General features: G+C 60.9%; 25 protein-coding genes. 16 read left to right on the top strand and 9 right to left on the bottom strand.

What is annotated here, in order from left to right; genetic code table 11:
- Positions 1-137 precede the first annotated feature (137 nt).
- Positions 138-770, top strand: coding sequence for a ribosome biogenesis GTP-binding protein YihA/YsxC (gene yihA / locus ACW4TB_RS11880; protein WP_012316856.1), 633 nt, complete (start codon positions 138-140; stop codon positions 768-770).
- Between the two features lie 368 nt (positions 771-1,138).
- Here the strand turns inward: yihA and polA are convergent, their stop codons facing one another.
- On the bottom strand, positions 1,139-3,895 hold the full coding sequence (polA, locus tag ACW4TB_RS11875) for a DNA polymerase I (RefSeq protein WP_455842980.1): 2,757 nt from the start codon (positions 3,893-3,895) through the stop codon (positions 1,139-1,141).
- A 65-nt stretch (positions 3,896-3,960) separates the two neighbouring features.
- Between polA and ACW4TB_RS11870 the strand changes: the two genes are divergently transcribed.
- Both ACW4TB_RS11870 and ACW4TB_RS11865 read left to right on the top strand, forming a co-directional pair.
- Positions 3,961-4,248 carry a DUF2782 domain-containing protein gene (locus ACW4TB_RS11870; protein ID WP_012316858.1) on the top strand — a complete coding sequence of 96 codons (288 nt, stop codon included), beginning with the start codon at positions 3,961-3,963 and terminating at the stop codon, positions 4,246-4,248.
- A gap of 69 nt (positions 4,249-4,317) precedes the next feature.
- Positions 4,318-5,268, top strand: a complete 951-nt coding sequence (locus ACW4TB_RS11865) for a homoserine kinase (protein WP_012316859.1) — start codon at positions 4,318-4,320, stop codon at positions 5,266-5,268.
- Between the two features lie 151 nt (positions 5,269-5,419).
- On the opposite strand, the gene ACW4TB_RS11860 is transcribed toward ACW4TB_RS11865, so the two are convergent.
- Positions 5,420-6,328 carry a zinc ABC transporter substrate-binding protein gene (locus tag ACW4TB_RS11860; RefSeq protein WP_279932374.1) on the bottom strand — a complete coding sequence of 303 codons (909 nt, stop codon included), beginning with the start codon at positions 6,326-6,328 and terminating at the stop codon, positions 5,420-5,422.
- 66 nt (positions 6,329-6,394) lie between these two features.
- Here ACW4TB_RS11860 and zur point away from each other — a divergent pair, with 66 nt between their 5' ends.
- The 4 genes from zur to ACW4TB_RS11840 all read left to right on the top strand — a co-directional run bounded on the left by zur (position 6,395) and on the right by ACW4TB_RS11840 (position 9,260).
- Positions 6,395-6,880 (top strand): zinc uptake transcriptional repressor Zur, encoded by a 486-nt coding sequence (gene zur, locus ACW4TB_RS11855; protein WP_012316861.1) that lies wholly within the window; start codon positions 6,395-6,397, stop codon positions 6,878-6,880.
- A complete protein-coding gene (znuC, locus tag ACW4TB_RS11850) occupies positions 6,877-7,650 on the top strand; it encodes a zinc ABC transporter ATP-binding protein ZnuC (RefSeq protein ID WP_012316862.1) in 774 nt (257 codons plus the stop codon). The genes zur and znuC overlap by 4 nt, the downstream gene beginning before the upstream one ends.
- Positions 7,643-8,425 carry a zinc ABC transporter permease subunit ZnuB gene (gene znuB, locus ACW4TB_RS11845; RefSeq protein WP_012316863.1) on the top strand — a complete coding sequence of 261 codons (783 nt, stop codon included), beginning with the start codon at positions 7,643-7,645 and terminating at the stop codon, positions 8,423-8,425. Before znuC ends, znuB begins: the two co-directional genes overlap by 8 nt.
- A 127-nt stretch (positions 8,426-8,552) precedes the next feature.
- On the top strand, positions 8,553-9,260 hold the full coding sequence (locus tag ACW4TB_RS11840; protein ID WP_012316864.1) for a PA5502 family lipoprotein: 708 nt from the start codon (positions 8,553-8,555) through the stop codon (positions 9,258-9,260).
- 52 nt (positions 9,261-9,312) lie between these two features.
- On the opposite strand, the gene katE is transcribed toward ACW4TB_RS11840, so the two are convergent.
- Positions 9,313-11,457: a catalase HPII gene (katE, locus tag ACW4TB_RS11835; RefSeq protein WP_279932378.1), complete on the bottom strand. Its 2,145-nt coding sequence runs from the start codon at positions 11,455-11,457 to the stop codon at positions 9,313-9,315.
- 226 nt (positions 11,458-11,683) lie between these two features.
- Here katE and ACW4TB_RS11830 point away from each other — a divergent pair, with 226 nt between their 5' ends.
- From ACW4TB_RS11830 to ACW4TB_RS11820, 3 genes are all read left to right on the top strand, one after another.
- Positions 11,684-12,691, top strand: coding sequence for a methionine ABC transporter ATP-binding protein (locus ACW4TB_RS11830; RefSeq protein ID WP_012316866.1), 1,008 nt, complete (start codon positions 11,684-11,686; stop codon positions 12,689-12,691).
- Positions 12,688-13,362: a methionine ABC transporter permease gene (locus tag ACW4TB_RS11825; RefSeq protein ID WP_455842974.1), complete on the top strand. Its 675-nt coding sequence runs from the start codon at positions 12,688-12,690 to the stop codon at positions 13,360-13,362. Before ACW4TB_RS11830 ends, ACW4TB_RS11825 begins: the two co-directional genes overlap by 4 nt.
- 64 nt (positions 13,363-13,426) lie before the next feature.
- Complete coding sequence (locus tag ACW4TB_RS11820) at positions 13,427-14,197, top strand: MetQ/NlpA family ABC transporter substrate-binding protein (protein WP_012316868.1); 771 nt, start codon at positions 13,427-13,429, stop codon at positions 14,195-14,197.
- A 96-nt stretch (positions 14,198-14,293) separates the two neighbouring features.
- Here the strand turns inward: ACW4TB_RS11820 and pdxR are convergent, their stop codons facing one another.
- On the bottom strand, positions 14,294-15,820 hold the full coding sequence (gene pdxR / locus ACW4TB_RS11815; protein ID WP_012316869.1) for a MocR-like pyridoxine biosynthesis transcription factor PdxR: 1,527 nt from the start codon (positions 15,818-15,820) through the stop codon (positions 14,294-14,296).
- An 89-nt stretch (positions 15,821-15,909) separates the two neighbouring features.
- On the opposite strand from pdxR, the gene ACW4TB_RS11810 reads away from it, so the two are divergent.
- From ACW4TB_RS11810 to ACW4TB_RS11800, 3 genes are read left to right on the top strand one after another with little or no spacing between them, the layout of a single operon-like run.
- On the top strand, positions 15,910-16,539 hold the full coding sequence (locus tag ACW4TB_RS11810; protein ID WP_012316870.1) for an FMN-binding negative transcriptional regulator: 630 nt from the start codon (positions 15,910-15,912) through the stop codon (positions 16,537-16,539).
- A 12-nt stretch (positions 16,540-16,551) separates the two neighbouring features.
- A complete protein-coding gene (locus ACW4TB_RS11805) occupies positions 16,552-16,998 on the top strand; it encodes a GNAT family N-acetyltransferase (RefSeq protein WP_012316871.1) in 447 nt (148 codons plus the stop codon).
- Positions 16,999-17,012: 14 nt separating this feature from the next.
- The gene (locus ACW4TB_RS11800; protein WP_254466875.1) at positions 17,013-17,687 is read left to right on the top strand and encodes a GNAT family N-acetyltransferase; all 675 of its coding nucleotides are present in this window, start codon (positions 17,013-17,015) and stop codon (positions 17,685-17,687) included.
- A gap of 3 nt (positions 17,688-17,690) precedes the next feature.
- Here ACW4TB_RS11800 and ACW4TB_RS11795 read toward each other — a convergent pair whose 3' ends face one another.
- Positions 17,691-18,590 carry a homocysteine S-methyltransferase family protein gene (locus ACW4TB_RS11795; RefSeq protein ID WP_254466876.1) on the bottom strand — a complete coding sequence of 300 codons (900 nt, stop codon included), beginning with the start codon at positions 18,588-18,590 and terminating at the stop codon, positions 17,691-17,693.
- Positions 18,591-18,696: 106 nt separating this feature from the next.
- Between ACW4TB_RS11795 and ACW4TB_RS11790 the strand changes: the two genes are divergently transcribed.
- Positions 18,697-19,518, top strand: a complete 822-nt coding sequence (locus ACW4TB_RS11790; RefSeq protein WP_012316874.1) for an ABC transporter substrate-binding protein — start codon at positions 18,697-18,699, stop codon at positions 19,516-19,518.
- Positions 19,515-20,336 carry an amino acid ABC transporter permease gene (locus ACW4TB_RS11785; protein WP_279932385.1) on the top strand — a complete coding sequence of 274 codons (822 nt, stop codon included), beginning with the start codon at positions 19,515-19,517 and terminating at the stop codon, positions 20,334-20,336. Before ACW4TB_RS11790 ends, ACW4TB_RS11785 begins: the two co-directional genes overlap by 4 nt.
- 142 nt (positions 20,337-20,478) lie before the next feature.
- Here the strand turns inward: ACW4TB_RS11785 and oadA are convergent, their stop codons facing one another.
- Together oadA and ACW4TB_RS11775 are read right to left on the bottom strand one after the other, a co-directional pair.
- Positions 20,479-22,287 (bottom strand): sodium-extruding oxaloacetate decarboxylase subunit alpha, encoded by a 1,809-nt coding sequence (gene oadA, locus ACW4TB_RS11780; protein WP_012316876.1) that lies wholly within the window; start codon positions 22,285-22,287, stop codon positions 20,479-20,481.
- A gap of 98 nt (positions 22,288-22,385) precedes the next feature.
- Positions 22,386-23,801 (bottom strand): acetyl-CoA carboxylase biotin carboxylase subunit, encoded by a 1,416-nt coding sequence (locus ACW4TB_RS11775; RefSeq protein WP_012316877.1) that lies wholly within the window; start codon positions 23,799-23,801, stop codon positions 22,386-22,388.
- Between the two features lie 190 nt (positions 23,802-23,991).
- Between ACW4TB_RS11775 and ACW4TB_RS11770 the strand changes: the two genes are divergently transcribed.
- A complete protein-coding gene (locus tag ACW4TB_RS11770; RefSeq protein WP_012316878.1) occupies positions 23,992-24,954 on the top strand; it encodes a LysR family transcriptional regulator in 963 nt (320 codons plus the stop codon).
- Here ACW4TB_RS11770 and ACW4TB_RS11765 read toward each other — a convergent pair.
- Positions 24,896-25,114: a PA3496 family putative envelope integrity protein gene (locus ACW4TB_RS11765; RefSeq protein ID WP_080516505.1), complete on the bottom strand. Its 219-nt coding sequence runs from the start codon at positions 25,112-25,114 to the stop codon at positions 24,896-24,898. The genes ACW4TB_RS11770 and ACW4TB_RS11765 overlap by 59 nt on opposite strands.
- Before the next feature lie 113 nt (positions 25,115-25,227).
- Positions 25,228-26,094: a transcriptional regulator HexR gene (gene hexR / locus ACW4TB_RS11760; RefSeq protein WP_012316879.1), complete on the bottom strand. Its 867-nt coding sequence runs from the start codon at positions 26,092-26,094 to the stop codon at positions 25,228-25,230.
- Positions 26,095-26,137: the final 43 nt, after the last annotated feature.

Genomic DNA, 26,137 nt, shown 5'->3' with positions numbered 1-26,137 from the left:
TTCGACACCCCATGCCCGTTCTCCTTCGCTGGGAGAATGAGCACACAAATACTGGGGCATTATATACTTCCGCCATCCAAACGGAAACGACACCGCTTGCCGGCCTAGGCTTTGGCAACACCCACATCGGATATCCCATGCAAGTCAAGAACCCCATCCTCGGCCTCTGCCAGAAAGCCACATTCGCCCTCAGCGCTGCCAAGGTCGAACAATGCCCGGACGACCAGGGTTACGAGGTGGCTTTCGCCGGCCGTTCCAACGCCGGCAAATCCAGCGCCCTCAATACCCTGACTCATGCCAGCCTGGCGCGAACCTCGAAAACTCCAGGGCGCACCCAGCTGTTGAATTTCTTCAGTCTGGACGATGAACGGCGTTTGGTCGACCTGCCAGGTTACGGATATGCAAAAGTCCCGATCCCGCTCAAGCAGCATTGGCAGCGTCACCTGGAGGCCTACTTGGGCAGCCGCGAATGCCTGCGCGGCGTCATCCTGATGATGGATGTGCGCCACCCGATGACCGACTTCGACAAGATGATGCTCGACTGGGCCCGGGCAAGCGGCATGCCGATGCACATCCTGCTGACCAAGGCCGACAAGCTGACCCACGGCGCAGGCAAGAACACCCTGCTCAAGGTGCAGTCGGAAATCCGCAAAGGTTGGGGGGATGGCGTGACCATCCAGCTGTTCTCGGCACCCAAGCGTCTGGGGCTGGAAGAGGCCTACAAGGTGCTGGCGGGCTGGATGGAGCTGGAAGACAAGCCGGTAGCCTGAAGCGACGTCATCGCCGGCAAGTCGGCTTCCCACCCTGTGGGGGCCGCCTTTTGCCGATGGTGCCGCCATCGTCACCCCAATTTTCGGGCAAAAAAAACCCCGGACTTCGTATGGGGAGGGGGAAGTTCGGGGTCCAAGTCCGGACCGCTAGGGCGGGGTCCAGATATCTGCCAACACTTAACACAACATAGGAGCATCGAAGGGCTTCACCAGCCATTCAGTTACTCTGAGTTCCGCTTCACCGCTTTAGTTCCACAGCCCTCAAAACTATTTGCGATAGTTTCATGAAACCGTAGCACTAATGGCATCGAGCCATGCCAGGATCCGCGTCGCTGCAACCCGGATCCTACACAGGTTTCCCTGCTCAATCAGTGAGCTTCGTCCCAATTCGAACCAATGCCGACCTCGACCAGCAGCGGTACATCCAGTTGCGCGGCCTTGCTCATGTGCCCGCGAATTTCATCTTTCACCTGCTCGACCAGGTCTTCGCGCACTTCAAGCACCAATTCGTCGTGTACCTGCAAGATCACACGAGCATCAAGGCCGCTTTCGCTCAGCCAGTTGTCCACATTGACCATTGCCCGTTTGATGATGTCGGCGGCGGTACCCTGCATCGGTGCGTTGATCGCCGTGCGCTCGGCGCCCTTGCGTAGGGCCGGATTCTTGGCGTTGATGTCCGGCAGGTAAAGCCTGCGGCCGAACAAGGTCTCGACGAAGCCTTGCTCGGCAGCCTGGGCGCGGGTGCGTTCCATGTAGGCCAGTACGCCTGGGTAACGGGCGAAATAGCGGTCGATGTAATCCTGCGACTGCTTGCGGTCTACACCGATCTGCTTGGCCAGGCCGAATGCGCTCATACCGTAGATCAGGCCAAAGTTGATGGCTTTCGCGCTACGACGCTGATCGGTGGTGACTGCTTCCAGAGCTACGCCAAAAACTTCCGCAGCCGTGGCACGGTGCACATCCAGGTTATTGCGGAAGGCGTGCAGCAGGCCTTCGTCCTTGGCCAGGTGGGCCATGATGCGCAGTTCGATCTGCGAATAGTCCGCCGCCAGCAGCTTGTAGCCCGGGCTGGCGATGAACGCCTGGCGGATACGCCGGCCTTCGGCGGTACGGATAGGAATATTCTGCAGGTTCGGGTCGCTGGACGACAGGCGCCCAGTGGCGGCCACGGCCTGCTGGTAAGACGTGTGGATACGCCCGGTTCGCGGGTTGATCTGCCCCGGCAACTTGTCGGTGTACGTGCTCTTGAGCTTGCTCAGGCTGCGGTACTGCATCAGTACCTCCGGCAACGGATAACCTTGCTCGGCCAACTCGTCCAGTACTGCTTCGGCCGTGGATGGCTGGCCCTTGGCGGTCTTGCTCAGCACCGGCATGCCGAGCTTGTCGTAGAGGATCGAGCCGAGCTGTTTGGGCGAGCCGAGGTTGAATTCCTCACCCGCCAGCTCATAAGCCCGACGCTCGAGATCGGCCATTTTCACGCCCAGCTCACCGCTCTGTATCTGTAACAAAGCAGCATCAACCAGCGCGCCCTGGCGCTCGATCTTGGCCAGCACCGGCACAAGCGGCATCTCGATATCCATCAGCACCGGCAGCACGCTCGGTGTCTGCGCAAGGCGGGTCTGCAGCGCCTGATGCAGGCGCAGGGTAATGTCGGCATCTTCGGCAGCGTAAGGGCCAGCCTTATCCAGGTGGATCTGGTTGAAGGTCAGCTGTTTGGCGCCTTTGCCGGCGATGTCTTCGAAAGCGATGGTGGCGTGGTCGAGATACTTCTGCGCCAGGCTGTCCATATCATGACGGGTCGCAGTGGAGTTGAGCACATACGATTCAAGCATGGTGTCATAGGCAACGCCCTGCATCTGGATCGCCGGCGAGCCATTGGCAAGGATGTTGATATCGTACTTGGCGTTCTGCCCAACCTTTTCCTTGGCCGGGTCTTGCAGAAGCGGTTTCAATGCCAGCAACACGGCTTCGCGATCCAGTTGCACCGGCGCGCCTTCATAGTCGTGTGCCAACGGTACGTAAGCCGCTTCATGGGGTTCGACAGCGAAGGACAGGCCGACCAGCTGTGCCTTTTGCGCATCGAGGCTGGTGGTCTCGGTATCGAAAGCGAACAGCGGTGCCTGACGCAGCTTTTCCAGCCAGGCATCGAAGCGAGCCTGATCAAGGATGGTTTCGTATTTGGGCTCGACCTTGGCCGCAGGCGCCTCCAGTGGCGCAACTTCATCGCCAGCCCTGGCTGCGTCCCGCTGAACGTCGGCGATCCAGCTCTTGAATTCCATCTCGGTGTAAAGTGCCAGCAGCGCTTCACGGTCCGGCTCGCCGCACACCAGTGCGTCCACTTCGATATCCAGCGGCACATCGACTTTGATGGTCGCCAGTTCGTAGGACAAAAACGCCGCGTCACGGTGTTCTTCGAGCTTGGCCGGCAGGGTCTTGGCGCCACGAATCGCCAGTGCCGGCACCTTGTCCAGGTTGGCGTACAGGTCGCTGAGGCCGCCGCCGATACCGGTCAGCAGCCCTACTGCGGTTTTTTCACCGACCCCAGGTACGCCTGGGATGTTGTCGACCTTGTCGCCCATCAGGGCGAGGAAATCGATGATGTGCTCCGGGCCGACGCCGAACTTCTCATGCACGCCTGCCACATCCAGCACACTGCCAGTCATGGTGTTGACCAGGGTAACGTGGCCGTCTACCAGCTGCGCCATATCCTTGTCACCGGTCGAGATGATCACTGGCCGCCCCTTTGCCGCACTGCTACGCGCCAGCGTGCCGATCACGTCATCGGCCTCAACCCCCTCGACGCACAGCAGCGGGTAACCCAGAGCCTTGACGCTGGCATGCAGCGGTTCCACCTGCACCCGCAGGTCGTCCGGCATGCTGGGGCGGTTGGCCTTGTACTCGGCGAACATGGCATCGCGGAAGGTACCGCCCTTGGCATCAAACACCACGGCGAACAGGCTGTCGGGGTATTGCTTGCGCAGGCTCTTGAGCATGTTCAACACACCCTTGACCGCGCCGGTGGGCATGCCCTTGGAAGTGGTCAGCGGCGGCAGCGCGTGGAAGGCGCGGTAAAGGTAAGAGGAACCGTCCACCAGGACGAGGGGCGCTTGGCTCATGAGCAGAATCAACCTTTTCGGCGGGTCCGGAGCTAGAATAGCCGGATCAATGACGACAAAGGGACAAGGTTATCATGCGTACACTCAATCGCCTGTTACTGCTCAGCCTGTTGGCAACCATGCCAGTCGTCACCCTGGCGGCGGACGACGCCCCCTCGGCAGATCCCGAGGTGACCATTCGCACGGAAGGCGATAAAACCATCCAGGAATACCGGCAGAACGGCTTCCTGTATGCGATCAAGATCACGCCGAAAAACGGCAAGCCTTATTTTCTGGTACGCGCCGATGGCTCTGATGGCAATTTCATTCGTTCCGACCAACCGGACATGCTGATTCCGTCCTGGAAGATCTTCGAGTGGTAATCTGACGCGTACCGTTCACATCAACCTGGCACTTCCCGGCGGAAGTGCCCGTATGGGCATTCTTTCATCATGTCAGTCTTCACCCCCGTGACCCGGCCTGAGCTGGAAACCTTTCTGGCGCCGTATCAGCTGGGCCGTCTGCTCGATTTCCAGGGCATTGCCGCCGGCACCGAAAACAGCAATTTCTTCGTCAGCCTCGAACAGGGGGAGTTCGTCCTGACGCTGATCGAGCGCGGCCCCAGCGAGGACATGCCGTTCTTCATCGAACTGCTCGACACGCTGCACGCCGCCGATATGCCGGTGCCTTACGCCATACGTGACCGTGACGGCAATGGCCTGCGCGAGCTGTGCGGCAAGCCGGCACTGCTGCAGCCAAGGCTGTCGGGCAAGCACATCAAGGCGCCGAACAACCAGCACTGCGCCCAGGTAGGTGAGCTGCTGGCGCACATCCACCTGGCCACCCGCGAGCACGTCATCGAGCGCAAGACCGATCGCGGCCTGGACTGGATGCTCGCCAGCGGTGCCGAGCTGATGCCGCGCCTCACGGCAGAACAGGTTGCCCTGTTGCAGCCGGCGCTGGACGAAATCATCGCGCACAAAGCGCAGATCCTGGCATTGCCGCGGGCCAACCTGCATGCCGACCTGTTCCGCGACAACGTGATGTTCGAAGGCACCCACCTGACCGGCGTGATCGACTTCTACAATGCCTGCTCGGGGCCGATGCTGTACGACATCGCCATCACCGTGAATGACTGGTGCCTGGATGAAACCGGCGCGATCGATATGCCTCGTGCCCAAGCCCTGCTGGCGGCCTATGCTGCGCTACGGCCATTCACAGCAGCCGAGGCCGAGCTCTGGCCGCAGATGTTGCGGGTCGGGTGCGTGCGCTTCTGGCTGTCGCGTTTGATCGCGGCCGAGTCGTTTGCCGGGATGGATGTGATGATCCATGACCCGAGCGAGTTCGAGGTGCGTCTGGCGCAGCGCCAGCAAGTGGCTTTGCACCTGCCGTTCGCGCTCTGACCGAAGCGCCACCGCTCTCTGCAGGAGCGGCCTTGTGTCGCGAAAGGGCTGCGCAGCAGCCCCAGACATATCTGCGGCAGCGCGATATCCGGGGCCGCTTTGCGGCCCTTTCGCGACACAAGGCCGCTCCTACATCGCCTATGCAAATGGCTTAAAGCTGCTCCAGGCACCCTGCCAGCTCATCGCCCAGCTTTTCCAGCAAACGCTCGTAGCCCTTGGCATTCACTGGCTCATTCCCGCCCAACGCATCCAGCTCAGCCAACCGCACCGGCAGGCCGGCCGTCAGCGTCTCAGCCAAGCGCGGTCGCAGCGGCGGCTCACTGAACACGCAGGTCTTGCCCGCTTCCTGCAGACGCTTGCGCATGGCCGCGACATGCTGCGCGCCCGGCTGCACTTCGGCCGCCACGCTGAACACACCCGCGTGCTTGAGCCCATAAGCAGACTCGAAGTAGTCAAACGCTTCGTGGAACACGAAGTAAGGCTTGTCGGCAATACCCGCCAGCCGGGCCTTGATGCGTGCATCCAGGCCATCGAGGCGTTCAGAGAAGGCCTTCAGGTTGCTCTGATAGCGCGCAGCATTGGCAGGGTCCGCAGACGCCAGGTCCGCCGCCATCTTCGCCGCAATCACCCGGGCGTTAACTGACGACAACCACAAATGCGCGTCCAGGCTGCCCGGACGATGATCGTGGTCATGATCGTCATGCGCTTCTTCATCGTGTGAATGGCTGTCCTCGCCAAAGTGGCGCAACTGCATGCCCGGCAGCGACTGAACAGCCACGACAGGTTTGCTGCGGCTGCCCAACACCCGCGGCAGGAAGCCTTCCATGTCGGGGCCGATCCAGTACAGCAGATCGGCATCGCCGACGCGGCGCACGTCGGACGGGCGCAGGGCATAGTGGTGCGGCGAGGCGCCAGGAGGCAGCAGCACCTCGGGGCTGCCAACCCCGTCCTGCACAGCGGCGGCAATCTGCTGCAACGGTTTGATACTGGTCAGCACACGCACGTCGGCTTGCGCCGAGCAGGCGATAAAAGCGACAAAAAGCACAAGCAATCGGGACACGATGAATACTCGACTCGGCAGAAACAGGTAACATAATAACGTCTCTATCCAGAACCGTCGCTGCTCATGTCCATCACGCCGCTGGCCCACCGTCCCCACGATCACTCTCACTGCGTGCACAGCGCCCTGACCGAGGCCGAGGTGCTGTGCACCCGCCAGGGCCTGCGCCTGACTGCACTGCGCCGGCGTGTGCTGGAGCTGGTGTGGCAGAGCCACAAGCCGCTGGGCGCCTACGACATCCTCGCCGTGCTCAGCGAACAGGATGGCCGGCGTGCTGCGCCACCGACCGTTTATCGGGCGCTGGACTTCCTGCTGGAAAACGGCCTGGTACACCGCATCGCCTCACTCAACGCCTTCATCGGTTGCAGCCACCCCGAGCACGCGCACCAGGGCCAGTTCCTGATCTGCCGCGAATGCCACGTCGCCATCGAACTGGAGCAGGACAGCATCAGCGATGCGATCCTCACCAGCGCCAAAGGCGTGGGTTTCAGCGTGGAAACGCAGACGGTGGAAATAGTCGGCCTGTGCGGTAATTGCCGGGGCGCGGCATGAGCGACGCACTGATCCGCCTGGAGCAGGTCGGCGTTACGTTCGGCGGCGAAGCCGTGCTCGACAGCATCGACCTGTCGGTGGCACCCAGCCAGATCGTCACCCTGATCGGCCCCAACGGCGCAGGTAAGACCACCTTGGTACGAGCTGTGCTCGGGCTGCTCAAGCCGCACCGCGGTACAGTCTGGCGCAAGCCGAAGCTGCGTATCGGCTACATGCCGCAAAAAATCCAGGTGGACGCCACGCTGCCGTTGTCCGTGCTGCGCTTTCTGCGCCTGGTACCCGGTGTTGACCGGCAGGCAGCGTTGTCGGCACTGCAGGAAGTGGGCGCCGAACAGGTCATCGACAGCCCGATCCAGACGATTTCCGGCGGCGAGATGCAACGCGTGCTACTGGCCAGAGCGCTGTTGCGCGAGCCCCAGCTGCTGGTACTGGATGAGCCGGTACAAGGCGTCGACGTGGTCGGCCAGACCGAGCTGTATAACCTGATCACTCGCCTGCGCGACCGCCATGGTTGCGGCGTATTGATGGTCTCGCACGATCTGCACCTGGTGATGAGCGCCACCGACCAGGTGGTCTGCCTCAATCGGCATGTGTGCTGCTCCGGCCACCCCGAGCAGGTCAGCAACGACCCCGCCTTCGTCGAACTGTTCGGCCAGAACGCACCAAGCCTGGCCGTCTATCACCACCACCATGATCACAGCCACGACCTGCATGGCTCGGTGGTCGCCCCTGGCACCCATGTTCACGGAGACCACTGCAAGCATGGCTGATTTTCTTCTTTACGCCCTGCTCGCGGGTCTTTCCCTGGCGCTGGTGGCTGGCCCGCTGGGCTCCTTCGTGGTGTGGCGGCGCATGGCCTATTTCGGCGATACCTTGTCCCACGCAGCGCTGCTGGGCGTGGCCATGGGCTTCGTGCTGGACGTCAGCCCGGCGCTGGCGGTAACCGTGGGGTGCCTGTTGCTGGCGTTGCTGCTGGTGACCCTGCAGCAACGCCAGCCGTTGGCGTCCGACACGCTGCTCGGCATCCTCGCGCCCAGCACCTTGTCGTTGGGCCTGGTGGTGCTGAGCTTCATGCACGACGTACGCATCGACCTGATGGCCTACCTGTTTGGCGACTTGCTGGCCATCAGTACCACTGATCTGGCCTGGATCCTGGGCGGCAGTGCGCTGGTACTGCTGCTGCTTGCAGTCCTTTGGCGACCGTTGCTGGCGGTTACCGTCCACGAAGAGCTGGCCATGGTTGAAGGTCTGCCAGTCGCTGGCTTGCGCCTGGCGCTGATGCTGCTGATTGCTGTGGTCATCGCCGTTGCCATGAAGATCGTCGGCGTGCTGTTGATCACCTCTCTGCTGATCATCCCTGCCGCTGCGGCACAGCGCCATGCGCGCTCGCCGGAGCAGATGGCAGTGGGGGCCAGCCTGCTGGGCGTCGCGGCCGTCTGCGGCGGCCTGGCCATGTCCTGGTTCAAGGACACCCCAGCCGGCCCATCGATCGTGGTCTGCGCGGCAGTGCTATTCTTGCTGAGCCTGGCTCTGCCCAAACGTTGAAAAGCGGGATGCCCCATGGCACACCCTGCAACCTTTTCGCAGGTAAAGGGTCTGTAAGACTTGTTTTCGAGCGTGCGCACCTGGGTGTAGACTTGCTCGCTTTTTGCGCAAATAGAGAGTCGCAGGAATGAAGCCGTTCGCATCCCGTTATCTGCTTGTTGCCGTGTTTTCCCTGTTCCTGGCCGCTTGTTCAAGCGCGCCGGTCGAGCAGACCGGTGCACCTGCCCAAGCCGATGCCTGGCAGCAGCTGCAGCAAAGTATCAACAGCAATGAGTTGGCCACGGCCGAAGATCAGCTTGCCTTGTTGCAGGCTCAATCGCCCGACGATGGCCGCCTGGAACAGTACCAGCGGCAGCTGGCTGAGGCTTACCTCAAACGCAGCCAGATCGTCCTTCAGAAGGGTGACGTCAACGCTGCCGCCACAGCGCTGGCACGTGCCCGCGCACTGATGCCGCAGGCACCTGCCGTGACTGGCGGTGACGCAGTCTCGCAGGCACGCAAGGCTGAGCTGGAAAAAGCCGAGGCTGCCTTGAAGGCTGCCGAGGCCAAGCCCAAGGCGCGTGTGATTGACCCAACCGCGCCTAGCACGGTCATTGCACTGAAGACCACGGACATCAGTGCCATGCGCCGGCAGCTCGATGAAATTGCCACTGATGTGGTGAATTATCAGTGCGAAGTGGTGTTTCAGGTACCTCGCACCGAAGATGCGCCTTGGTTGAAGACCTTGCTAGAAAAGCGGGTTCTGAAGATCGACAGCAGCTTTGAACTTGAGCAAAAACACGAGATTCAGCGTAAGTTGCCCGCTCAGGTGGTATTGGTACCGCATCAGCGTTGATATTTCTGGAGCCCATCGCCGGCAGCCGGCGATGGGCTCCAAAAGCAGCGTCTCACGCAGGGATCGCTTCTGCAGCCGCCTCCCGCTCCCAGACCCGATGCCCTTCCACGGCTTTGACGAAGGCATCCACCGCTTTCTGATCATCCCCAAGCAACAAGCCTTTGTCCTCCTTCAGGCCCAAGCTACCCAGCAACGCTTTGGCCTCTTTGGCCAACACGATCGCCTTCAAATGCTTGTAACCCTCGAGCAGGAAGTGCTTGGCCACACCACTGCCGCTCAAGGCATCGATTGAAGCCTTACCTCCCGGCACCACTATCCCGTCGAACATGATCGACGGCATACCTTCGATCGAAGCATCTACCGGCAATTGCTTGCCATCGGCGCTCTTCACCGGCGCCGAGGATGGCCCAAGCAGCATGGGCCGCGCGCTTTGTGCTTCAAGCGCCTTGACCAGCCTGTCGACGCTCGCGGCGTCCACGCCATCGGCGACCACAACGGCAATCTTGCGCCCCTTGATGCCCACATCTCCGGGGTGGTTCATCTGGCTCAAAGCCTTGGACTGCGCAAGCTTGCTACCTTTGACCTGAACCGTGCCCTGCTTGGGCGCCGGCAAGCCGAGGTTGGCCGCCACTGCCGCTGCCAGCTTCAGGTCGATATTGGCCAGAATCTCATTGACCTCACGCGCGCGGATTTCTTCGCGCTCCACCTTGCCCAATTCGAAGCTGTAGGCCTTGATGATGTGCTGCTGCTCGGTCGGGCTCATGCTCTGGAAGAACAGCCGCGCCTGCGAGAAATGATCGCCGAACGACTCGCTGCGCTGGCGGATCTTGTGTGCCTCGATGCGCTCCTGATAGCTCTCGAAGCCACCATCCTGCGCCGCCGGCGGCGTTTCCCGCGGCCAGCCGCCATCGATCGAGTTGGGTTCGTAGGAAGCACGGCCCTTGTCGATGGTCATGCGGTGCATGGCGTCACGCTGGCCACTGTGGTTCGGCGCTACCGGCCGATTGATCGGGATCTCGTGGAAGTTTGGGCCGCCCAGGCGGCTGATCTGTGTGTCGGTATAGGAGAACAGGCGGCCCTGTAGCAGTGGGTCGTTGCTGAAATCGATGCCCGGCACGATATGGCCAGGGCAGAAAGCGACCTGCTCGGTCTCGGCGAAGAAGTTGTCCGGGTTGCGGTTGAGCACCATCTTGCCGAGCGGCGTCACCGGTACCAGCTCCTCGGGGATCAGTTTGGTCGGGTCGAGCAGGTCGAAATCAAACTTGTGCTCATCGGCCTCCGGAACGATCTGCACACCCAGTTCCCACTCGGGGTAATCGCCCGTCTCGATCGCGTCCCACAGATCACGGCGATGGTAGTCGGTGTCCTTGCCTGCCAGCTTCTGGGCTTCGTCCCACAGTACCGAATGCACGCCTTGCCGTGGCTTCCAGTGGAATTTGACGAAGCTGGCCACACCTTGGGCATTGATCAGGCGGAAAGTATGCACGCCAAAGCCTTCCATCATCCGCAGGCTCCGCGGGATGGCGCGGTCGGACATGGCCCAGATGACCATGTGCGCCGACTCAGGTACCAGCGAGACAAAATCCCAGAACGTGTCGTGGGCTGAGCCGCCAGTGGGCATCTCATTATGCGGTTCAGGTTTGACCGCATGCACGAAGTCGGGAAACTTGATGGCATCCTGGATGAAAAACACCGGCATGTTGTTGCCAACCAAGTCAAAATTGCCTTCATCGGTATAGAACTTCACAGCAAAGCCACGCACGTCGCGCACCGTGTCACCCGACCCGCGCGGGCCTTGCACGGTGGAGAAGCGCACAAAGACCGGGGTTGTCTTTTCAGGGTCCTGAAGGAAACCGGCCTTGGTCAGTTCGCTATGGTTGCCGTAACTCTGAAAGTAGCCGTGGGCACCGGTACCTCGGGCGTGGACGATCCGCTCGGGAATGCGCTCGTGGTCGAAGTGGGTGATCTTCTCGCGCATGATGAAGTCTTCGAGCAGCGATGGCCCACGAGCACCAGCCTTCAGGCTGTTCTGGTTGTCGGCTATCTTCACACCCTGGTTGGTACGCAGGGCCTGGCCAGTGGCATCGCTGCGAAACGCCTCCAGGCTCTGCAGCTTGGCGTTGGTGTTGGCGCGGTCGGGGGTCTGCGTGCCGGCGGCCTCACTGTGCTTGGGCGCGTCCGTTTTCTTGCTGGTCATGGTCGGCTCTCCTCATCAGTCTTCAGGCTTGCCCTCTCAGGGCTCGTTCAAGTAGTGACTAGAGGGCTTTGGCGAGCGTTCAATCGGGATTACCAGTTGTCGCGTTATGCCTGATGGATTGGTCCATTACGAAATAAATGCTAAGAACAACTATTGGAAAAGGCTAAAATGCGCCACCCCAGCCAACCGCTGACCCAAATTCCATGCGCCCCACAAGGTTCGCTACGTGATCGAGTTCCAACATGTACACAAGACCTACCGCGTCGCCGGTAGGGAAATCCCCGCTCTGAACCCAACCAGCCTGACCATCGAAGACGGCCAGGTGTTCGGCCTGATCGGCCATTCCGGCGCAGGCAAAAGCACCATGCTGCGCCTGATCAACCGGCTGGAAGAGCCCTCTGGTGGCAAGATCATCGTCGACGGCGAAGACGTTACCGCCTTCAACGCCAACCAGCTGCGCGGCTTCCGCCAGCAAGTCGGGATGATCTTCCAGCACTTCAACCTGCTGGCCTCCAAGACCGTCGCCGACAATGTCGCCCTGCCGCTGGCTCTGGCGGGCGAGCTGTCGCGGGCCGAAATCGACAAACGCGTCACCGAGCTGCTGGCCCGCGTGGGCCTGTCGGACCACGCCAAAAAGTACCCGGCGCAGCTCTCCGGCGGCCAGAAGCAGCGCGTCGGCATCGCCCGTGCCCTGTCGACCAACCCGAAGATCCTGCTGTGCGACGAGGCCACCAGCGCCCTCGACCCGCAAACCACCGCATCGGTGCTGCAGTTGCTGGCCGAGATCAACCGTGAGCTGAAGCTGACCATCGTGCTGATCACCCACGAGATGGACGTGATCCGCCGGGTCTGCGACCGCGTCGCGGTGATGGACGCCGGCCATATCGTCGAGCAAGGCTCGGTAGCAGACGTGTTCCTCCACCCGCAGCACCCCACCACCAAACGATTTGTCCAGGAAGACGAGCAGGTCGATGAAGGCGAGCAGCGCGACGATTTTGCCCACGTCCCGGGCCGCATCGTGCGCCTGACCTTCCAGGGCGACGCCACCTATGCGCCGCTGCTGGGCACCGTGGCCCGCGAAACCGGGGTGGACTACAGCATCCTCGCCGGGCGTATCGACCGCATCAAGGATGTGCCCTATGGGCAGCTGACCCTGGCCGTCACTGGCGGCGACATGGAAGCGGCGTTCGACCGCTTCACGGCAGCTGACGTACATATGGAGGTACTGCGTTGATGGACGCCCTGAATTTCTTCACCAACGTCGACTGGGCCGAAATCTGGCTGGCCACCATCGACACCATGATCATGCTGTTCGGTTCGCTGTTCTTCACCGTGCTGCTGGGCCTGCCACTGGGCGTGCTGCTGTTCCTCTGCGGGCCGAAGCAGATGTTCGAACAGCGGGGCGTGTATGCGCTGCTGTCGCTGGTGGTCAACATTCTGCGCTCGCTGCCGTTCATCATCCTGTTGATCGTGATGATCCCGATCACTGTGCTGATCACCGGTACCTCGCTGGGCGTTGCCGGCGCCATTCCGCCGCTGGTGGTAGGTGCCACGCCGTTCTTCGCCCGCTTGGTGGAAACCGCCCTGCGTGAAGTGGACCGCGGCATCATCGAGGCCACCCAGTCGATGGGTGCCACCACCCGCCAGATCATCACCAGTGCGCTGTTGCCGGAGGCCCGCCCGGGCATCTTCGCAGCCATTACCGTCACCGCCATCACCTTAGTCTCGTACACCGCCATGGCCGGCGTGGTCGGCGCTGGCGGCCTGGGCGACCTGGCCATCCGCTTCGGCTACCAGCGTTTCCAGACCGATGTAATGGTGGTCACCGTGGTACTGCTGCTGGTTCTGGTTCAAGTACTGCAGAGCGTGGGCGACAAACTGGTCGTGCATTTTTCCCGTAAGTAACCCCAATGGGGTCGGCCCGGCCGACCCGTTCGGGGGCCGTCGCGGCCCTCACAAGGAGTGATTCATGAAGAAGCTGCTTGCTGTCGCTGCCGCTGTCGCGGCGTTCTCGGCCCACGCCGGTGACCTGACTGTCGCCGCCACCCCGGTGCCGCACGCCGAAATTCTCAACTTCGTCAAACCGCAGCTGGAAAAAGAGGGTGTAAACCTGAAGGTGAAAGAGTTCACCGACTATATCCAGCCGAACGTACAAGTCGCAGAGAAGCGCCTTGATGCCAACTTCTTCCAGCACCAGCCGTACCTGGATGAGTTCAACAAGGCCAAGGGCACCAACCTGGTCAGCGTTGCCGGCGTGCACATCGAGCCGCTGGGCGTCTATTCGGCCAAGATCAAGAAGCTCGACGAACTGCCTTCCGGTGCCACCGTGGTCATCCCCAACGACGCCACCAACGGCGGCCGTGCCTTGCTGCTGCTGGACAAGGCCGGCGTAATCAAGCTCAAGGACAACAGCAATATCCTGTCGACCGTGAAGGACGTTGTCGCGAACCCGAAGAACGTGAAGTTCCGTGAGCTCGAAGCGGCCACCATCCCGCGTGTTCTGACCCAGGTCGATGCTGCCCTGATCAACACCAACTACGCGCTGGAAGCCAAACTGAACCCTGAAAAAGACGCGCTGGCCATCGAAGGCAGCGACTCACCGTACGTGAACATCCTTGTTGCCCGCCCGGACAACAAGGACTCGCAAGACATGAAGAAACTGGCGGCTGCCCTGCATTCGCCTGAGGTGAAGCAGTTCATCACCGAGAAGTACAAAGGCGCTGTAGTGCCGGCGTTCTGATCAGAAATCTCCGGGCCGCTTTGCGGCCCCAGGATTTCATCAGCATGCAAAAACCGTTGGCCTGCTTTGCAGGCCTTTGGCGACACCAGGCCGCCCCTACCTCCAGGCCTTGCGCAAGCGCATCAACGCCTCAGCAATCTCTCCCTCTGGCACTGCCGCAAACCCAAGCACCAACCCCGCGCGTTTATCCACAGGCACTTCGCTGTCCTCAAGCCAGTAACTGCTAAGCGGATTCACCTCCACACCCACCGCTTCGGCCTTGGCTATCAAGTCCTGCTCGCGTGCAAAGTTATCCACATCGACTTTCACATGCAGCCCAGCTGCCACATCCGGCATCCCCGCCAGCCCAGAAACATCCACAGGCCACCCGGCCTTCAGCACATTACGCCGGCTCAGCGCCGCACGGCGCATGCGGCGTATATGCCTCTGAAAATGCCCCTGGGCCATGAACTCGGCCATCACGCACTGGGTTCCCACCTCGGAATGCCGCACTGCCAGCGCCCTGCCCTGGCTGAAAGCCTGCACCAACCGCGCCGGCAGTACCAAGTAGCCAAGGCGCAGCGCTGGGAAAGCGATCTTGCCAAAGGTACCGACGTACAGCACCCGCCCTTGCCGGTCCAAAGCCGCCAACGGCGCCAGCGGTGCTCCGTTGTAACGGTACTCACCGTCATAGTCATCTTCGATGATCCAGCCATCCTGGCGCTCGGCCCAGGCCAGCAACGCCAAGCGCCGGGCCAGGCTCATGGTCACCCCAGTCGGGTACTGATGCGCTGGGGTGACGTAAACCAAGCGACAGTCGCCAGCGAGTGCAAGCCTGGTGCAGTCGAGGCCTTCTTCATCTACCGGCACACCCCTCACCCGCCCGCCCGCTACTGCAAACGCGTGCCCGGCAGCACGATACCCGGGATTTTCCACAGCCACCTCATCCCCGGGCTGCAACAACAACTGTGCACAAAGGCTAATTGCCTCCTGCGCACCACTGGTGATCACAATTTGTCCAGCCGTGCACGACATACCCCTCGACCGACGTAGATACGCAGCGATCAATTCACGCAGTAACGGCTCGCCCGCCGGGTCGCCATAGCCAAGGTGCGCTGGATCGGGATTTCGCCAGAAGCCCGCTTGCAGCTTGGCCCAGACCTCAAAGGGGAACAGATCGAAGGCTGGAACACCTACCCGAAATGCCCGTGGCGGGCCAACTTTTGGGGATGGCAGATGGTTACTTTTCAGACGCTCCAAACGCTCACTGGAACGCCCACATCTGGATAAATCATCAGTGCTTTCTGAGCATTTTGTGGATAACCCTGTTGATAAGCCATGGGATAACCCTGTGGACAGTTGTGTGGATAGTTTCGGCAGATGGCAAACATAAGTGCCATCTCCTACCCGGCTTTCTATGTAGCCTTCGGCATACAGTTGGTCATAGGCACGCACCACGCTGTTGCGCGAGAGCCCGAGCATACCCGCCAAGTCTCGTGTCGCCGGCAGGCGCGTGCCGCTGCTCAAGCGCCCATCCAGCACGCGAGCGCGCAGCGCTTGATAGAGCTGTTGACTCAGCCCTCGGCGCTGGTCGAGGACGATCCCGGCGGGATCGAATGGCAATACCAAAGGGCGCTCGCTCATCGCATTGGACCTATCAAAATCACTGTCAATGGCTCTTAACCTGAACCAATAGCCTGCCTACGATGAAGCCAATCGACAAGGATCCGCACATGTACAACAGCAAACCGCATCAGGAACACAACCTTGAGCGCCTGCATCAACAGATGCGCGAGACCCGCCTGGCCCTGCTCGTCACCCACGGCGAGCAAGGTCTGCTGGCCAGTCACATACCAGTGTTGATCGATACCAGCGAAGGTGACTTGGGCACCGTTTACGGGCATCTGGCCCGTGCCAACCATCAGTGGCAGGCCTTGGAGCAAGGTGTAGAAGCCTTGTTGGTATTCGCCGGCCCTGACGCTTATGTCAGCCCCGGCTATTACCCGAGCAAGCTCGACAACCCCAAGGTTGTGCCCACCTGGAACTACTTGGCGGTGCATGCCTACGGTGCCGCTGAAGTGGTACAGGGCGGCCCCGACCTGCTGGATATCGTCAGCCGCCTGACCGACCTGCACGAGCAAGGACGCGGCGCCCCATGGAAAGTCGCCGATGCACCCAGCGATTACATCGAAGGCATGCTCCGCGCCATCGTCGGCTTCCGTCTGCCCATCGCACGTCTGCAGGGGGCACGCAAACTCAGCCAGAACCGCTCGGCGCAGGACATCGAAGGCGTACGCCAAGGCTTGGCCAGCAGTACCGACACACTAAACAATCACCTGGCGGCGCAGATGCGCACGCTCTGAAGGAATAGCCCCATGCCCGACGTCATCCTGCGCCCTGTCAGCGTCAACGACCACGCCGCGTGGCTGCCCCTGTGGCAGGCCTACCTGCGCTTTTATCAAACCGAACTGGCCGATGAAGTCAGCGCCGTGACATGGCAACGCATCCTCGACTCGCAGGAGCCGACCCATTCGGCGCTGGCCTGGATCGACGGCAAGGCGGTAGGCATGGTCAACTGGATCTATCATCGAACCAACTGGAGCATTGGTAACGCCTGCTACCTGCAGGATCTGTACGTTGACGGTAAGCAGCGCGGCCTGGGCGTTGGCCGGCAGCTGATCGAACTGGTCAACGCCAGTGCCAAAGCGGCCGGCTGTTGCAAGGTGCACTGGCTGACACATGAAACCAACGCTACCGCCATCGGCTTGTACGAGCAGGTCGCCGAGCGACCCGGCTTCATCCAATTTCGCCAAACGCTCTGAGACGGGAGCTACGCATGATTCAACCAAGTAACTGGCAACCTGCAGCCCTGCCCCAGGCCGAACCGCTTGAAGGGCGTTTCGTCCGCCTGGAGAAGCTCGATCCGGCGGGTCATGCGGACGATCTCTGGGAGGTGCTGCAAGGTCCGCACTCTGATCCCGCACTGTGGGACTACCTGCCGTACGGCCCGTTTGCCGAGCGCGGTCCGTTCGATCAATGGCTTGCAGTAAATGCCGCCAGCCGCGATCCGCTTTTTTACAGCGTCATCGACCGCAGCAGCGGCCAGGTACAAGGCATTCTAAGCCTGATGTCGATCGTGCCTGCCCATGGTCGCATCGAGATCGGCCATGTTGCCTTTGGCGCACCCATGCAACGCTCCCCCAAGAGCACCGAGGCGGTATACCTGCTGGGCAAGCTTGGTTTTGAACTGGGTAATCGCCGACTGGAATGGAAGTGCAACAACGCCAATGCCCGCTCCAAGCGCGCAGCGGAGCGCTTTGGCTTCATCTACGAAGGTGTGTTCCGCAATCACATGGTGATCAAGGGCCAGAATCGCGACACGGCCTGGTACTCGATTACCGATGAAGAATGGCCTGCAGTGGCCGCCGCTTTCGAGCGCTGGCTGAATGCCGACAACCAGCGCCCCGAAGGTCAATCGAAAACGCTGGAAGCCTGCCGGGAGCAGGGCTGATGCTCAGCTCAGGTTACGCTTGAGTTCAGCGATGTGCTCTGGCCCGATGCCACAGCATCCGCCGAGCAGGCTGGCGCCGCGCTGGCGCCAATCCTGGGCCCAGCTCAAGTAACCCGGCGGGTCAAGGTCTTTGCGCAGCTCATCCAGGCCATCGTTGGCGGTGGCGTCCTTGGGTTGCGGCGGGAAGGCGTTAGCGTAGGCGCCGATAGCGATATCCACACCCAGGCGCTCGAACACTTCGCGCGCAGCGTCGATGGCAGCTCCGATCACTTCCGGTTGGCTGCAGTTGAACAGCATGGCTTTGACGCCCAGCGTTGCTACTGCTTCGGCAGCGGCGGTCACACTTTCACCAGAACGCAGCTGCGGTACGTCGCCGACCTCTTCATCCTGCAAAGTGAACGACACCCACAACGGCTTGCCATCTGCTGGCAACTGGCCGGCAACTGCCTGCACTTCTGCGATCGCACTCTGAGTCTCGGCCAGCCACAGATCGACATACGGTGCCAGGCCCACCACCAATGGGAGCAACACCTCAGACACGCGCTGTGGCTCGAACAGGTCAGGGCGGTAGGAGCCGAACAGCGGTGGCAATGAGCCGGCGACTCGCACTGGCCGCGGGCTGGCATCCGCCGCAGTACGCGCCAGCTGACCAGCGGTGGCGGCCAAGGCGAAGCCTTCATCAGCGAAGCGGTCTTCACCGATATGGAACGGCACCACTGCATAACTGTTGCTGGTGATCACCGCAGCACCGGCTTCGATATAGGCCGCATGCACCGCCACTACGGCTTCCGGAGCTTCGCTCAGTGCAAGCGCCGACCACTCCGGCTGGCGGAACGGCGCGCCTCGGCGCTGCAGCTCCCGACCCATACCGCCATCAAGAATTTCCAACGTCCGCTCGCCCATATAACTTCCACTTATATTGATATGAATAATATTCACTGGTGGCTTTAAACTTATAACTATTAAATATCGAAATCTGATTTTTTAACAACTTTTTCCAGGTGTCTTCATGCGTTTGCCTTCCTTGCTTTGCGCAGGCCTTCTGGCCTTTAGCGCCACCTCTGCAGCCTTTGCCGGTGCCACACTGGACCGCGTCGAGTCGCGCAAGGAAGTCGTCAACGTACTGATGGAGAGCTACCCGCCGTTCTCCTTCCTCAATGAACAGAACCAGCTCGATGGTTTTGACGTCGATGTGGCCAAGGCGGTCGCGGCTAAGCTCGGCGTAAAGCTTCGACTGGAAACACCATCCTGGGATGTCATTGCTGCAGGCCGCTGGAGTGGTCGCTACGACCTGTGTATCTGTTCGATGACGCCGAGCAAGGCCCGCGCCGAGGTGTTCGACTTCCCGGTGGAGTACTACGCCTCACCTGCGGTGATCGTGGTCAACGCCAAGGATGAGCGGATTCACGCGGCCAAGGACCTCGACGGTCTCAAGGTTGGCCTGACCAGCGCTTCCAGCTATGAGAGCTACCTGAACAAGAACCTGGTAATCGAAGGCGCGGAAGACCAGAAGATCGAGTACCCCTTCGACTTCGTCCAGATAGCCCCCTATGACACCGACAACGTCGCCTTCCAGGACCTCGGCCTGGGTGCAGGCGTGCGCCTGGATGCGATCCTGACCAACTTGGTGACCGCGCAGCCACGCCTGGCCCAGGACAAGCGCTTCAAACTGGCAGGGGCGCCGCTTTACGAAGAGCCCAACTCAGTCGCCATCGAGAAAGGCGATCCAGAGTGGGACGCCAAGCTGCGCCAGGTTTTCGCCGAGCTGAAGGCCGATGGCACGCTGGCCAAGCTGTCGCAGAAATGGATCGGCGCCGACATCAGTAAATGAGCGCCCATCAACCTGCACCCAAGCCCGTCGTCGCCGCGACGGGTTCACGCCTGTTCGGCTTTCGCACCCGCCTGTACCTGACGTGGCTAGTGTTGCTGTTGCTGTTCGTGGGCTTCTTTCTCAGCTTTGATCTGAAATTCTCGATCATCGTCGAGAAGTTCCCCAACCTGGCAGGCTTCAAGCTCGGCCCCAATGGCTTCCTGCAGGGCGCTGCGCTGACCCTGTTCCTGTGCTTGTGCTCTATGGTGGTGTCGGTGCTGTTGGGCTTTGCCGCCGCCCTGGCACGGTTGTCGAAGAGTGCGCTGCTGTTCGGCGTGGCCAGCTTCTACACCTCGTTTTTCCGCGGCACGCCGCTGCTGATCCAGATCCTGTTGATCTACCTCGGCTTGCCCCAAGTGGGCCTGGTGCCAGGTGCAATCGCAGCGGGCATCATCGCCCTGTCGCTCAATTATGGCGCTTACCTGAGCGAAATCTTCCGAGCCGGCATCATTGGCGTTGCCGTGGGCCAGCGCCAGGCAGCGCTCGCCCTGGGCATGCGCCCGGTGGCGATCTTCTGGCACATCACCCTGCCCCAGGCCATGCGCACCATCATCCCGCCGAGCGCCAACCAGTTCATCTCGATGCTCAAGGACTCGTCGCTGATTTCGGTGATGGGTGTCTGGGAAGTCATGTTCCTGGCCCAGTCGTATGGGCGCTCAAGCTATCGCTACCTAGAGATGCTGACGACAGCTGCGGTGATCTACTGGGTGCTCTCGATCCTGCTCGAACTGGCCCAGGCCAGGCTGGAGCGGCATTTTGGCAAGGGCTATCAGCGCTAGGTCCAGCGGAACCGAGGGGGTATTTGAGCTGTGGCGCCCTTGAGAACGAGCGCCACCCGCATCGCAAGGGGCCTGACAACCACCCAAAAAAAGGGGAGCATCCGCTCCCCAGAGGTTAACCGCTTGTAGATGAGGGCTTATGTCAGCCCTCGATCTCGATAAGGATCTCACCCGGAGTCACGCGATCGCCCTTGGCCACGTGGATGGCCACGACCTTGCCGGCGATGGCCGCCTGCACTTCGGTTTCCATCTTCATTGCTTCGGTGATCAGCACTGCCTGGCCAGCCTTGACTGTGTCGCCTTCCTTGACCAGTACATCGACGATGTTGCCCGGCATGGTGGTGCTGACGTGGCCTGGCGCACTGGCCTGCTTGCGCTTGCTGCTGCCACCGCCAACAAACTCGTTGAGGGGCTCGAACACCACTTCTTCTGGCATGCCGTCGATCGACAGGTAGAAGTGGCGCTTGCCTTCGGCCTTGACGCCCACACCGGTGATGTCGACGCGGTAGGTTTCACCGTGCACGTCGATTACGAACTCGGTTGGCACACCTTCACCACCCGGGGCGGCGACTGCACCGGCTTCCGGGATCGGCAGCAGCGCTTCGGGGGTCAGGGTGCCGGCTTCACGCTCTTCGAGGAACTTACGGCCAATGTCCGGGAACATGGCGAAGGTGAGCACATCTTCCTCGCTGTGCGCCAAGGCGCCGATGTCGGCACGCAGTTTGGTCATTTCCGGCTTGAGAAGATCGGCCGGGCGCACATCGATCACGTCTTCGCTGCCGATCGCCTGGCGGCGCAGTTGCTCATTGACCACGCCCGGCGCCTTGCCGTAACCGCCTTGCAGGTAAAGCTTCACTTCGTTGGTGATGGTCTTGTAGCGTTCGCCGGCCAGTACGTTAAAGAACGCCTGGGTACCGACGATCTGCGAGGTCGGGGTCACCAGAGGTGGGAAGCCAAGGTCTTCTCGCACCCGCGGGATCTCGGCCAGCACCTCGTTCATGCGGTTGAGCGCGCCCTGTTCCTTGAGCTGGTTGGCAAGGTTGGAAATCATCCCGCCTGGCACCTGGTTGACCTGTACGCGGGTGTCCACCGCAGTGAACTCGCTTTCGAACTGGTGGTACTTTTTGCGCACGGCATAGAAGTACAGGCCGATTTCCTGCAGCAGTTCCAGGTCCAGACCGGTGTCGAACTCGCTGCCCTTGAGCGCGGCTACCATCGACTCGGTACCCGGGTGGCTGGTCCCCCAGGCAAAGCTGGAGATGGCGGTGTCGATATGGTCAGCACCGTTTTCCACAGCCTTGAGCTGGCACATGGCGGCCAGGCCGGCAGTATCGTGGGAATGGATGAACACAGGCAGCGACTGCTCGGCCTTCAGCGCCTTGACCAGCTCGCCGGTGGCATACGGGGTCAAAAGGCCAGCCATGTCCTTGATCGCCACCGAGTCGCAACCCATGGCTTCCATCTGCTTAGCCTGGTTCACGAAGGCTTCGATGGTGTGCACCGGGCTGGTGGTGTAAGCGATGGTACCTTGGGCGTGCTTACCGGCAGCCTTCACCGCCTCGATGGCCACGCGCAGGTTACGCACATCGTTCATTGCGTCGAAGATACGGAACACGTCGATGCCATTGACCGCCGCCTTGGCCACGAACGCCTTGACCACGTCATCGCTGTAGTGGCGGTAGCCCAGCAGGTTCTGCCCGCGCAGAAGCATCTGCAGGCGGGTGTTGGGCAGCGCATTGCGCAGTTTACGCAGGCGCTCCCACGGGTCTTCCTTGAGGAAGCGCACGCAGGCATCGAAAGTGGCGCCGCCCCAGACTTCCAGCGACCAGTAGCCGACCTTGTCGAGCTTGTCGCAGATCGGCAGCATGTCTTCGGTACGCATGCGGGTAGCCAGCAGGGACTGGTGGGCGTCACGCAGGATTGTGTCGGTAACAAAGATCTTCTTGGACATTCTTATCTCCTCATGGCGACAAGCTTCAAGCTACGAGCCGCAAGAAAAAGCCGATTCGCTTCAACTTGCAGCGGGTCGCTCACAGCTTGCAGCTGCATTCATAGGCCTGCGTGGGCGGCGATGGCGGCGGCGATGGCCAGGGCCAGCTCTTCGGGTTTGCGCTTGATCGAGTAGTTGGTCAGTTCAGGGTGGCTTTCGACGAAGCTGGTGTTGAACTGGCCGCTACGGAATTCTGGGTTGCGCAGGATTTCCTGGTAGTACGCGGCAGTGGTCTTCACCCCTTGCACGCGCATGTCGTCCAGGGCCCGTAGGCCACGGTCCATGGCTTCTTCCCAGGTCAACGCCCACACCACCAGTTTCAGGCACATGGAGTCATAGAACGGTGGGATGGTGTAACCGGTGTAGATCGCTGTATCGGTGCGCACACCCGGGCCGCCGGGGGCGTAGTAACGGGTGATCTTGCCGAAACTGGGCAGGAAGTTGTTCTTCGGGTCTTCAGCGTTGATGCGGAACTGCAACGCGTAGCCGCGGTGCTGAATGTCTTCCTGCTTGACTGACAGCGGCAGGCCCGAGGCGATGCGGATCTGCTCGCGGACCACGTCGATACCGGTAATTTCTTCGGTGATGGTGTGCTCGACCTGCACGCGAGTATTCATTTCCATGAAGTACACCTCGCCATCGGCGAGCAGGAACTCCACAGTACCGGCGTTCTCGTAGTTCACAGCCTTGGCTGCCCGGACCGCCAGGTCACCGATATAGGCACGCTGTTCGGGAGTGAGTTGGGGGCTTGGGGCAATTTCGATGAGCTTCTGGTTGCGGCGCTGGATCGAGCAATCACGCTCGAACAGGTGCACCACATTGCCGAAGCTGTCGCCCAGGATCTGCGCCTCGATGTGCTTGGGGTTGACGATACACTTTTCCAGGAACACTTCCGCTGAACCGAAGGCCTTGGTAGCTTCGGAGATGACACGGGGGAAGTTCTGCTCCAGCTCTTCACGGCTGTTGCAACGGCGAATGCCCCGGCCGCCACCGCCGGAGGTGGCCTTGAGCATCACCGGGTAACCGATACGCTCGCCTTCGCTAAGGGCTTCGTGGATGTCGGCAACGTTGCCTTCGGTACCTGGGGTAACGGGCACCCCGGCCTGAATCATGGTGCGGCGCGCTTCTGTCTTGTCGCCCATTCGGCGAATGACCTCAGCGGCAGGGCCGATGAACTTGATACCGCGCTCGGCGCAGATCTCTGCTAGCTCCGCGTTTTCCGACAGGAAACCGTAGCCCGGGTGCAGGGCATCACAGCCGGTTTCCACAGCAAGATTCACCAGCTTGCGCGGGTTCAGGTAGCCAGCCAGCGGCTCGGCACCAATGCTGTAGGCCTCGTCAGCGCGCTTGACGTGCAAGGCGTGGCGGTCGGCGTCGGAATAGATCGCGACAGAGCGAATGCCCATCTCGGCGCAGGCACGCACGATGCGGACTGCGATTTCACCCCGGTTGGCGATCAGGATTTTTTTTATCACTGGAGTCTTCCCAAAGCCGTAGGAACAGTCGAGCCGGTTCTACCGGTCGGCGCGTGACCAAGCGTCGCTGGCCAGTCGCATATTCACCCTAGCGCTGTAGGTCGATAAACAAAAATCAATATTTGTTAGAGCCTGTATTAGCAAAAGCTTATAGTTAGGTAACAAGGTTTTACCGGAGCTTAGAATAAAAATGCGTAAGTCCTTGATGCGTATGACTTTGCGTCAGTTGCAGGTCTTCAATGAAGTGTGCGATTTGCGCTCATACAGCCGCGCCGCTGAGGAGATGGCCCTAACGCAACCCGCCGTTAGTCTACAAATTCGTCAGCTGGAAGAGCTGGTAGGGCAACCGCTGTTCGAATACGTCGGCAAGAAGCTCTACTTGACCGAAGCCGCCGAGGCCCTGCAACGCGCCAGCCGGGACATTTTCGGACGCCTGGAAAGCCTCGACATGCAGCTTTCCGACATGCAGGGCTCACTGCAAGGGCAACTGAAACTGGCGATCGAATCCAGCGCCAAATACTTCGTCCCACACCTGTTCGCCGCCTTCAAGCAACGTCACCCGGAGGTCAATCTGACCCTTACCGTGGTCAACCGCGCCCAAGCGATTCGACGCCTTTCCGACAACCGCGACGACCTGATCATCATGTCCATGGTGCCGCAGGACATGGGCCTGGAGTTTCTGCCGTTTCTCAACAACCCGATCATCGCCGTGGCGCCGCCGGACCATGCTTTGTGCAAACTCGAGCAGTTGCGCCTGCAGGACCTGGAGCCTCATACACTGCTGGTTCGTGAACAGGGTTCAGGGACGCGCAAAGCCTGCGAGGAGTACTTCAAGGACAAGCGTGTGCACTTCACCCAGACGCTGGAGGTAGCGTCAGCCGATGCCCAGCGCGAATGCGTCATCGCCGGCCTTGGCATTGCCTTGCTGACCCGCCATGCAGTGAACATGGAGCTGGCCATGGGCGTGCTCAAGGAATTGCCGGTGGAAGAACTGCCGCTGTACCGCAGCTGGTGTGTGGTGCAGGCCAAGGCCAAGCGGCAGTCACCGGTAGCCTTGGCCTTTCTGGCATTCATCCGCAGCGAACGTGCGTTGATCAGCGGGCTTGTTGAGCGCTTTTCGGGGAAGTTGCCGCTGAAGTCTGCCACACCGTGAGGGCTTGCAGCTCCGGGTAGTCCGCAAGGTCGCGCAGCAGTTGTCGTTGGTCGCAGTAGCTTTCGATCGCACGGCGGTACTCCATGCGGCGCTGATCTTTTTCCTGCTGTTTGCGGGCCTTGGCGCTAGGTAGGTAAGAGCCATCGAAATCACGAGCCATGCCTGTCTCCCTGATCGAGTGCGGGGAGTTTCAGACTGGCTTGAGTGCTTTACCGTTTTGCTGAGGATTGGTGACAAATCGATGAAATTTGCAAATTCTTCCCCAATTGCCGATCAGTCATCCATCGCCTTGATCGACTTGGGCGACAAACGCAGGCTGCGCAAGCTGCGCTTCACACTCTTGAGGTGATTGACCAGGCTCGGCCCACGGGCCATGGCCACGCCCATGGCCAGCACATCGATCACTACCAGGTGGGCGATACGCGAGGTCAGCGGGGTGTAGATTTCAGTGTCTTCGTGCACATCGATCGCCAGGTTGACGGTCGAAAGCTCGGCCAGTGGGGTCTGGCTGGGGCACAGGGTGATAAGGTTGGCGCCGCTCTCACGCACCAGGTTAGCGGTGATCAAAAGGTCCTTGGAACGCCCGGACTGGGAAATGCACACAGCCACGTCACCCGGCTTGAGGGTTACAGCCGACATGGCCTGCATATGCGGGTCGGAGTAAGCGGCGGCACTGAGCAACAGGCGGAAAAACTTGTGCTGCGCGTCTGCAGCAACCGCGCCGGATGCACCAAAGCCATAAAACTCCACACGTTGCGCCTGCGCCATTGCACTCACCGCCTGCTGCAATGCGTGCGGGTCGAGGTGCTCACGCACTTCCATCAGGGTGTGCAAGGTCGTGTCGAAAATCTTCAGGCTGTAATCGGCAACCGAGTCATCCTCATGGATGGCGAACTGCCCGAAGCTGGCGCCTGCAGCCAGGCTCTGCGCCAGCTTGAGCTTGAGGTCCTGAAAACCTGAACAGCCGATCGCCCGGCAGAACCGCACGATGGTCGGCTCGCTGATACCCACGCTGTGTGCAAGGTCCGCCATCGAGCTGTGCATGACGGCAGCCGGGTCCAGCAGCACGTGGTCGGCCACTTTGAGTTCCGATTTGCGCAGCAGGTGGCGCGATTGGGCGATATGTTGCAACAGATTCACGGGCTGGACTCGGTTATGATCGGCTGGCCGGGATGTAGCTTTT

This window comes from Lelliottia jeotgali, from assembly GCF_977070485.1.
Note: the sequence above shows the minus strand (reverse complement) of the source record. Positions and strands in the feature narration are given on the sequence as shown.